This window comes from Candidatus Komeilibacteria bacterium CG_4_10_14_0_2_um_filter_37_10 (genome assembly GCA_002793075.1).
GTDB lineage: Bacteria > Patescibacteriota > Patescibacteriia > UBA1558 > UBA1558 > UM-FILTER-37-10.
Map to the genome: position 1 here is coordinate 1 of PFPO01000047.1, position 8,999 is coordinate 8,999.

Annotated in this window: 11 protein-coding genes and 1 tRNA gene; 7 read left to right on the forward strand and 5 right to left on the reverse strand. The window is 37.6% G+C overall.

What is annotated here, in order from left to right:
* Nucleotides 1-201: 201 nt before the first annotated feature.
* From COX77_02510 to COX77_02520, 3 genes are all read right to left on the reverse strand, one after another.
* Nucleotides 202-696 carry a hypothetical protein gene (locus COX77_02510; GenBank protein ID PIZ99092.1) on the reverse strand — a complete coding sequence of 165 codons (495 nt, stop codon included), beginning with the start codon at nucleotides 694-696 and terminating at the stop codon, nucleotides 202-204.
* Between the two features lie 258 nt (nucleotides 697-954).
* Nucleotides 955-1,557, reverse strand: a complete 603-nt coding sequence (locus COX77_02515; protein ID PIZ99093.1) for a hypothetical protein — start codon at nucleotides 1,555-1,557, stop codon at nucleotides 955-957.
* Nucleotides 1,558-1,985: 428 nt separating this feature from the next.
* Nucleotides 1,986-2,062, reverse strand: a tRNA-Arg gene (locus COX77_02520).
* A gap of 114 nt (nucleotides 2,063-2,176) precedes the next feature.
* Between COX77_02520 and COX77_02525 the strand changes: the two genes are divergently transcribed.
* Nucleotides 2,177-3,211, forward strand: coding sequence for a Holliday junction branch migration DNA helicase RuvB (locus COX77_02525; protein ID PIZ99094.1), 1,035 nt, complete (start codon nucleotides 2,177-2,179; stop codon nucleotides 3,209-3,211).
* Nucleotides 3,212-3,274: 63 nt separating this feature from the next.
* Here COX77_02525 and COX77_02530 read toward each other — a convergent pair whose 3' ends face one another.
* The gene (locus COX77_02530) at nucleotides 3,275-3,658 is read right to left on the reverse strand and encodes a hypothetical protein (protein ID PIZ99095.1); all 384 of its coding nucleotides are present in this window, start codon (nucleotides 3,656-3,658) and stop codon (nucleotides 3,275-3,277) included.
* 73 nt (nucleotides 3,659-3,731) lie between these two features.
* On the opposite strand from COX77_02530, the gene COX77_02535 reads away from it, so the two are divergent.
* Nucleotides 3,732-3,968 (forward strand): hypothetical protein, encoded by a 237-nt coding sequence (locus COX77_02535; protein ID PIZ99096.1) that lies wholly within the window; start codon nucleotides 3,732-3,734, stop codon nucleotides 3,966-3,968.
* A 293-nt stretch (nucleotides 3,969-4,261) separates the two neighbouring features.
* On the opposite strand, the gene COX77_02540 is transcribed toward COX77_02535, so the two are convergent.
* The gene (locus tag COX77_02540; GenBank protein ID PIZ99097.1) at nucleotides 4,262-4,672 is read right to left on the reverse strand and encodes a hypothetical protein; all 411 of its coding nucleotides are present in this window, start codon (nucleotides 4,670-4,672) and stop codon (nucleotides 4,262-4,264) included.
* A 78-nt stretch (nucleotides 4,673-4,750) separates the two neighbouring features.
* Between COX77_02540 and COX77_02545 the strand changes: the two genes are divergently transcribed.
* The 5 genes from COX77_02545 to COX77_02565 all read left to right on the forward strand — a co-directional run bounded on the left by COX77_02545 (nucleotide 4,751) and on the right by COX77_02565 (nucleotide 8,894).
* Nucleotides 4,751-5,338, forward strand: coding sequence for a recombinase (locus COX77_02545; GenBank protein PIZ99098.1), 588 nt, complete (start codon nucleotides 4,751-4,753; stop codon nucleotides 5,336-5,338).
* Nucleotides 5,325-6,353: a tRNA preQ1(34) S-adenosylmethionine ribosyltransferase-isomerase QueA gene (locus tag COX77_02550; protein PIZ99099.1), complete on the forward strand. Its 1,029-nt coding sequence runs from the start codon at nucleotides 5,325-5,327 to the stop codon at nucleotides 6,351-6,353. The genes COX77_02545 and COX77_02550 overlap by 14 nt, the downstream gene beginning before the upstream one ends.
* 126 nt (nucleotides 6,354-6,479) lie before the next feature.
* Nucleotides 6,480-7,190, forward strand: coding sequence for a hypothetical protein (locus tag COX77_02555; protein ID PIZ99100.1), 711 nt, complete (start codon nucleotides 6,480-6,482; stop codon nucleotides 7,188-7,190).
* 41 nt (nucleotides 7,191-7,231) lie between these two features.
* Nucleotides 7,232-8,548 carry a hypothetical protein gene (locus COX77_02560; GenBank protein PIZ99101.1) on the forward strand — a complete coding sequence of 439 codons (1,317 nt, stop codon included), beginning with the start codon at nucleotides 7,232-7,234 and terminating at the stop codon, nucleotides 8,546-8,548.
* Nucleotides 8,549-8,615: 67 nt separating this feature from the next.
* Nucleotides 8,616-8,894, forward strand: coding sequence for a hypothetical protein (locus COX77_02565; GenBank protein PIZ99102.1), 279 nt, complete (start codon nucleotides 8,616-8,618; stop codon nucleotides 8,892-8,894).
* Nucleotides 8,895-8,999 lie beyond the last annotated feature (105 nt).

Consider the following 8,999-nt stretch of genomic DNA (forward strand, 5'->3'; position numbering starts at 1 on the left):
GTTTGCTTAAGAGGCAACTGCTCTACCGACTGAGCTATGCGCGCTGGTAAGATGGAAACACTATTTATTTGTTAATTTGCATAACTCAACCGTTTGCTTAAGAGTCCGCCTCTGGCGGATCTACCGACTGAGCTATGCGCGCTGGTAAACGACATTAACGACAATATATTAACTTATTTTTTGTAGATTAGCAAGTATCTATTAGGGGTTTATTAACTCATTAATTGTTTCTAGTACTATTGGTAAGTTGAATGTTTGGTCTGAGTCATTACCACTAAAGTGACCCTTGTTATGTTCAATGATTATTTTGGCGTTTAGTTGATCACGAAATAAATCTTGATTATCCATTGGTACATAAGGATCGTTGTCAGAAAAAATTGCCACAGCCTTCAGTAGGTGTGATTGGACTTTGACTAAATCAATTGGCGTTTCTAGCCAATGTTTAACAACATCGCGCACAATATCATCATCTTCGAGATTGGTTAATCTTTTAAGAAAGCCAGCGACAAAGACGGCGCCGCCAACTGAGATATTATTTGGCAGTGACTCTATTAAACGAATGATTACCTGATTACCCATACTATGGCCAACGAAAAAAGTATTTTCGTTAATTTCACCCGCGATTTTTATTAATTCTGGAAGCCAATTATATATTCGTGGTTCCTCAGGTTTTGGTAATTGGGGAATAATAACAATGTGACCATTTTTTTTCTAATTCATTTTTTAGCCAAGGAAACCAGCCATGTTTTGGTGAGCCATCCCAGCCATGAACGATTATTATTTTTGCCATATAATATGTGTTTAATAAATAAGATGTTTTGGTGCAGTATTATTGAATTAGTCCGAACGTATTTCGTTACCTACGGTGGCGAGGAAGTCCCCCCGCGAAAATCCGGAAAGGCGGCGAAGCCGCACCGCTGACAATTTCAAATTTTTCTTTGGTGGCATAAATTCTTAAATGCTTTTGAGAACAATAACTAAACTATCTTTCCTATCTCTTACAACTTTATGATAAACCACTTTGTATTTTTTCAAAACATTTTTTATCCAAAAATCTGGAGTCCAGATATTACGATATATTTTGTCGTGAAAATATTCCTTGTTATGATTGGAGCTAATTGGGACAGAAAAAATAATAAAGGGGCTGACAGCCAGCTGAATATCAATTGCTTTTCTAATTTTCATGACAGGATAATGTTCGAGAACTCCTTGATGAGTGATAGCACCAAAAGCTTTTTTTAAAAATCGTTTGTTGAGATTAAAGAAATCAAGTTTCTTAAAAGTTATTTTTTGAGAAAAATTTTGTGCGCTTTTTCTCGCCAATTTCAACATTCGTTCATCAATATCTATCGCCGTTATTCGATAGCCTTTGAAAGACATAGAGATACAAGTTCTGCCGAGACCACAGCCAGCTTCCAAAACTTTAGCAGGTGGTGGTACAAATTTTCCCAAAATTTTGAGAAACGCTTGGTCTTGCTTCAAGTTTTCTTTCAAACTCTCTTCAGTAAGAACAAGTTTCCCTTTTTCAAGGTAATGTTTGTACCAATCTATTTTCATAGGATTAAAAAATTTTCTTCCCCCAAAATTGAATACGAATTAGTAGCCAAGCAAGGAGAGGTGAACTAAAACTGCTTGATTTTTCTTTTCTGGTGCTCTCTGCAGCCTGCCTGCCGGCAAGCAGGGACTCGCCCTCAACTCTTCCCGTATTAAGTGCGGGACAGGCTACCCCACCAGTCGCTCGGTTCGGATTAGGCGCCGCCTTCTCCCTTCGCTGAAGCTTCGGGAGACAAGTGCTTTAATATTTTCCGGCTTGTCCTGACGCGAGTCAAGCAGTTGACTCGCATAGTAGGTAAATTATTTTTAAGCCATTCATTATCTTATGAACGTGGCTGCGCCACGAACCTGAACGAATGAACGTGGCTGCGCCACGAACCTGAACGAATGAACGTGGCTGCGCCACGAACCTGAACGAAGTGAATGGTTTGTGGTGCTCCCTGCAGGACTCGAACCTGCAGCCTTTTGGTCCGAAGCCAAACGCTCTATCCAATTGAGCTAAGGGAGCAAAATTTGAACTTATTAATCAGAGTAATTCAAATCAAAAATACTAGATTTTATAAAAATAGTCAATTGCCCGACCGTTGTTTTTTGTCGCAAAAAATGATATGGTAGAGTCGTTATGGTTAAAAAAACAGATGAAAATAGAATAATTGATAGCAGTTTGCAGAATGGTGATCAGATTTTAGATTTGACTCTGCGCCCGCAGTTATTAGATGAATTTATTGGTCAAGAAAAGATCAAGAAAAGCTTACAGATTTTTATGCAAGCAGCCAAGCAACGCCAAGAACCGATTGAGCACGTTTTGTTGTATGGACCACCCGGCTTAGGTAAAACGACCCTGGCGCATATTATCGCTAAGGAGATGAATGTCAATATCAAAGTAACTTCTGGACCGGCCCTAGAAAAGGCGGGCGACTTAGCAGCTATTTTAACAAATTTATCGGAAGGGGATATTTTATTTATTGACGAGATTCATCGATTAAATAAATTGATTGAAGAGGTTCTTTATCCGGCTATGGAGGACTATGCTTTGGACATTGTCATTGGTAAGGGACCATCAGCCAGAACACTTCGTATTGATTTGCCCAGATTTACTATTTTGGGAGCTACTACCCGTTATAATTTATTATCCTCGCCATTACGTGATCGTTTTGGCGCTACCTACCATTTAAATTATTATGAAGTTCAGGATATTAAAAAAATTATTCATCGTTCAGCAAAAATACTTAAGGTAGCTATTGATGAGGCTGCTATTGATTTAATAGCTGTTCGTTCTCGTCTAACACCGCGGACGGCCAACCGTTTAGTGAAAAGGGTCCGTGACTATGTTCAGGTTAAATCAGACGGATCTATTAATGGCGCCTTAGCTCAGGAAGCTTTGGAAATGATGGAGATAGATACTCTGGGATTGGATGCTATTGATCGTAAAATTATTGAAATCATCATTGAAAAATTTAAAGGTGGGCCCGTTGGTTTAAATTCTATTGCTGCAGCTACCGGTGAAGAGTCGGGGACGGTGGAGGAAATTTACGAACCATATTTAATGCAATTGGGTTTAATCATGCGGACATCGCGCGGGCGTGTTGTTACGGAAGCTGCCTATGAGCATTTGGGTTTATTAGCACCAGATAACTGGCAGGATAAGTTAGTTTAGCTATTTAGTTTTAGCTGGTAAATAAAACACTCACCATGGTTAACAGTGAGTGTTGTTCTTTTTTTACGAATTATCAAAAGTGCTTTGGCAGTCCAGGCGTAAATATTTATGTGGCCAGGAGTAAATAACTAGTCCAGTAGTTACCGTCAGGGAACCAGGACAAAGTTGAGCTAAATTTTTAGGTCCAAATTTATGACCAAATTGCGATTTTATTGTGGCTAAAATTTCATTTTCTATGCGGACAAGCAAATTCGGAAGAAAATCATTATTAACAGGCACAACATTCTGATAATTATCTGCGCTTTGTAATTTAACCACCAAAGATAGTGTCATTTTTTGGAATGGTAAATGCTCATTCATATCATTGGCTGGTAAGGATACTTTTATTTCTTGATATATCGGTATTTGTTTTATCTTGTTGTAGTAAAGCGGATAATTTAAAAACATTTTGTCTTTAGTTAGCAAACAGCCATTGATTACAGTTAGAAATCCTTCATGATTAGTAATCCGGTATTGGTAAATGAGAAAAACAATTAAGCACTGGGAGAGCATCAGAAACGTTATTAGTCCGAGCACCACGAGCACTGAAGAGCGATGGCTGATTAAAGCAAAGATCAGGTCGGGTGTAATAGCGATAATAGCAATGATCAATCCGCAAAGTATAGTGGTTAGAGCCGAAATAGATCGTAAAAATAAAAAGAAGTACATCAGGGTGATATTTTTTGTGTATCTATCAGGAACGATTGGTTTGGGCTGATAACAATTTAGGATACCAATTACCATGATAAAGGTGGTTAGTGGTAGTAATAGTATTAGCCAAGTTATCCTGACGTCTTGGGGCATTACTAGATAAAGTAGTAATGGAATGCAAAGCGTTAATATCGGCCAAAGATATCTAATAGCAGGCCTTATTTTTTGATTTTTCATATAAGCCTCAATATATTTTGTTGTAAAAGTTCAATTAAAGCATTAATAGTGATTGTAAATTAACATCAAACACCGCCGATTGTCAAACCGGCGGTGAAAATAAAACAGTTTATTAATCAATGGTTATTTAAGATTACCAATGAGAAATTCCGGTAATTGATCAGTAGCTTTAGGCTTTCCGTTGTGGGCGGTAGCAAACATGCTTGAGGCATCTTTACCGCAACCGTTTAAAATTTTCTCGCCACCGGGATGTTGTGTTACATAGCTAGTGACATTGTAGACTTGGCCATTAACAGCCAACCAGCAGTCAGTCGGACTACTGTGTTTAGCGACATCGCTTAAGGTATAACCAACGACAGTATCAGGAGCAGCATTATTGTTTGGTTGGGTGACGTTATTGTTGTTAATATCTTGTTGCCCAACCGGTGCCGGATTATTAACAATGGGCTTGTCAGCTACTTTATTATTAGTACAACCAGTTAAACCAAGGATGCCAATAAATAAAAAGGTAATTAGAGTGATTTTTTTAGTCATTTTTTTAATTATAGTTAATTAATCGGCTAATTATTTACAATTATGCACAATTAGTTTATTATAGGGGCAAATCTTAATATGGTCAAAAATCAAGAAAAAATGTTATTACACACCTGTTGTGCTCCTTGCGCCATTTTTGTCGTACAGCAATTAGTTGAGCATTATGATTTAACCATCTTTTTTTACAACCCCAATATTCAGCCCGATCAGGAGTATCAAAAAAGAAAAGCAGAAGTTGTTAATTGGGCGCAAAAAATCAATATCAAAATAGTAGAGAGCGATTATGATGTTGCTAGTTGGCAACAAATAATTAACGGGCACGAAGACGATCATGAAGGTGGCGGTAGGTGTAGTCTCTGTTTCCAATTACGCTTAAGCAAAACAGCGGAGTATGCCCAGCAACATAATTATGATATTTTTACCACCACCATGTCTATCAGTCCTCATAAAAACGCAGTAGTATTAAATGGCATTGGGGAGCAAGCTAGCAAAGAGTGGCAGATCAAATATTTGCCAGCTGATTGGAAAAAGCAAGATGGTTTTAAAAAGGCCGTAGTTTTAAGTAAGGAAGCAAATTTTTATCGTCAAGATTATTGCGGTTGCCTCTATTCTTTACAAGAGAGTAAGAGTAGACGAACCCTTAAAGAAAAATATGAAATTATCTGATTTTGATTATCAACTACCCAAGGAGCTAATTGCTCAACACCCGATGGAGCAGCGCGACCATTCACGGTTATTGGCAGTGACGAAAGACCTGGTGCGGGATGAGCATTTTTATGACTTAACTCACCATTTATCGCGCGGCGATCTTTTGGTCATTAACGACACGAAAGTTTTTCCGGCTCGGCTTTTGGGGCAACGACAGATTACTGGTGGCCAAATAGAAATATTTTTATTGCAAGATAAAGGCAATGGTCTGTGGGAGTGCTTAGTCGGTCATTCGCGAATCAAAGCTGGTTTGGTGGTAGAATTTGAGTATAAGTTACAAGCCGTACTGCAAGAGCAAGTTGATCAAACGTGGTTAGTGCAGTTCAATAAAAGAGGAGAGGAATTACGACATTTGATTAACCTCCTTGGTCAGACACCATTGCCACCATATATTAAGGCGGTTGATAGTCAGAAAATTAAAGAACAATATCAAACTATTTATGCTGATCATAGTGGATCAGTAGCAGCACCAACGGCTGGATTGCACTTTACTAAAGAGTTATTAGATACCCTAGCCCAGCAAGGAGTTGAGATTGTGCACGTTACTTTGCATGTTGGTTTGGGTACCTTTGCGCCAGTGAAAGTTGAAAATATTGAGCAACACCAAATGCACAGCGAATACTATCAAGTAACTAATGAAGCTTGGAACAAGATTCAACAAGCCAGAAATGAAGGTCATAGAATTATAGCCGTTGGTACGACCGCGGTGCGAGTTATGGAAACGGTAGCCAAAAATCAGCAGCTATCAGGCTGGACCAATATTTTTATTTATCCTGGCTATCATTTTTTATTGGTTAATGGATTGATTACCAATTTTCATTTGCCCAAGTCAACCCTCTTGATGTTAGTGGCCGCTTTTGGGCAAGACAAGTATGACGTGAATGGAGTTGAGTGGCTAAGAAATACTTATCAGCAAGCGATAGCGCTTAACTATCGTTTCTATAGTTTTGGTGATGCGATGTTGATTAGTTAGTAATATAGGAGTAATAGATTTTTTAAAGAAAAATATGACCACATTAGAATTACTTAAAGAACTTAGTTTATTCCTCAGCGGGAAGTAGATTTAAGAGGTGTTAAACGCTATAGTCTGTATCATACTATGTGGTACCGAACGAATTTATGGACCCATTCCCGACGCGTGGCTTGGATTGTAGAGGAATTGATTCCGACAGCACAGATCATATTAAAAAAAACATTGGACTCAGACAAGGCCATTGCTATTGCCTTAGTTCATGATGATGCAGAAATTTTATTTGGCGATATCCAGGCGGGTAATAAAGCAAAAATGAAAGACACTGAGTTAAAGCAAGTTGAACAATTAGAAAGAGATGCTATCGAATGCTTAAGCATTCGTTACCCCAGTTATTTAGGAAAATATGATTACAAATTACTCTTGTTAGATGTTTTGTCAAAGACCTCGTTAGAATCAATGTTGGTTAGTTGGGCTGATAAATATGATGCTTTTTGTGAGGCATTGCATGAACTTTATGCTGGTCACACACTTTGGATAAGTAATGTGGAAAATGAATATGGTAAAATACAGTTACCGACAGAATATTATATGAATTATTTTAGTTCATTTCAACAAAAATTTCCGATAAGCACTGATCTTTTTTTACAGAGTAACAGTTGGTGGAAAATTCCGGATGAACCAAAAATCTTTGATATTGTAGCACAAGGTCAAGAACACACAGAGCAGTCGTTAAAAATACCCAAAAATTATATTCCTTATGACCAGTGGATAGATCTGGCATTGAAAAAAGGTACTACAGAAGATATTATTAACCTGTATCTGAAAAAAGAAAAGTAATTTTGGCAAATATAACTATTAGAATTATCGGATATACTACTATGAGATATCAGAAAAAAATGTTTAGTATTATTTGGTTGCTTAACTTATTTTTTATTGTTCTACTTTGGTGGAACAATAATAGCGATTTATTAAATCAAGGATTGGCCAGTAATTTATTGGTCTGGGCGCGCTTGACTGGCTTGTTGGCGGTCTTTTTTGTTTTAACACAATTATTACAGATTGGCCGTATTAAATGGCTGGAGCCATATTTTGGTCACGACCGCTTAGCCAGACAACATCATTATTTTGGTGTTTTGAGTTTTGTCATGATCACTTTGCATTTTATTTTTTTATTGATCAGTTATGGACAGCTGTCTCATTTGGGTTGGTGGCAGCAGATAATGGATTTTGTGAATAATTGGGAAGAGCTGTCGGGAGCCATTGTTAGTTGGTTACTGTTCTTGCTTACTATTATTATATCCATAAGCATTGTTTATTTTCGCTGGCGTTATGAGAGCTGGTATTATTTGCATCTCTTAACTTATCTAGCGATTATTTTAGCTTTTGGTCATCAGCTAGAATGGGGCGGTGATTTACGTCAAGGCGTGATGGTCATTTATTGGTGGGCGTTGTATATTTTTGTTGGTTTGAATTATTTATACTATCGTTTTGTTTTAATTGTCATTAATTATTATTGCCACCAGTTTCGCATAACCAAAGTTGTTGCCGAAAATCATAATGTGTATTCTATTTATCTCAGTGGTAAACAGCTTGTTAATTTCAAATATAGCGGTGGTCAATTTGTCATTGCTCGATTTTTAGCAGCAAAGTTTTGGCAACAAGCGCACCCCTTCTCTATTTCTCAAGAGCCGGGTACTGATAATTTACGACTAACTATTAAGGCCAGTGGTGATTTTAGTAAACAAATAAAAAACTTGCCAGTTGGCACACCGGTTTTAATTGACGGTGCCCATGGAACCTTTGTACCACAGCAAAAGAAAAAACAGTATTTAATGATTGCCGGCGGCATTGGTATCACGCCCATTCGTGCCATGTTACCGGAGATTATTAATAATGGAGGAGAAATAATTTTGTTTTATACTAATAAGAAGGAAGAAGACTTAATTTTTGGTGAAGAGCTAAAACAGATTGAGCGAGGAGGACATTTGCATTGTTTCTATCATTTTACACAAGAAGAAGGATCACTATCACAACCAAGACTAGATTTTGTCACGATTAGAAAAGAAGTGTTTGATTGGGCCGAACGCGAAATTTATCTTTGCGGCCCCAAGCCCATGATTATCAGTTTATTAGCTCAGTTCAAAGAAGTCGGTGTGCCCAGATCGCATATTCATTACGAGTTATTTTCTTGGTAAATTTCAAATTGACGATTAATTACGATAGTGCTAAGTTTAAATTACTTTAACAAAAGGAGAATAGGAAATGCCAGCACCGTTTGGTTATCAGGGCATTGAGTTAGAAATACGAGGTAGGGTTTATAAAATACCACTGGACAGTTTACCAGCCGGTAAGAAAGAAGCTAGTAACGGCTTTATTGATCAAATGATCTGTGTAGCCGTTCTGGATACGCTGGCCACAAGGTTTACGGAACGTTATTACATCTTTGCTCATTGGCTCTTTCAAGAACTTTATCAAAGAGAGGATTTGGTTCAACAATTAGAACAAAAATATGCTCATTTAATCAAAGCAACCACTGAATAATAAGGTGGTTGTTTTTTAAATTGTTTAAGAAATTCAGTAGGAGAGTTTATTTAGATTCAACACCGGGAGTTGGCAACTCCCGGTGTTGAATTATGTTTTAGGTAC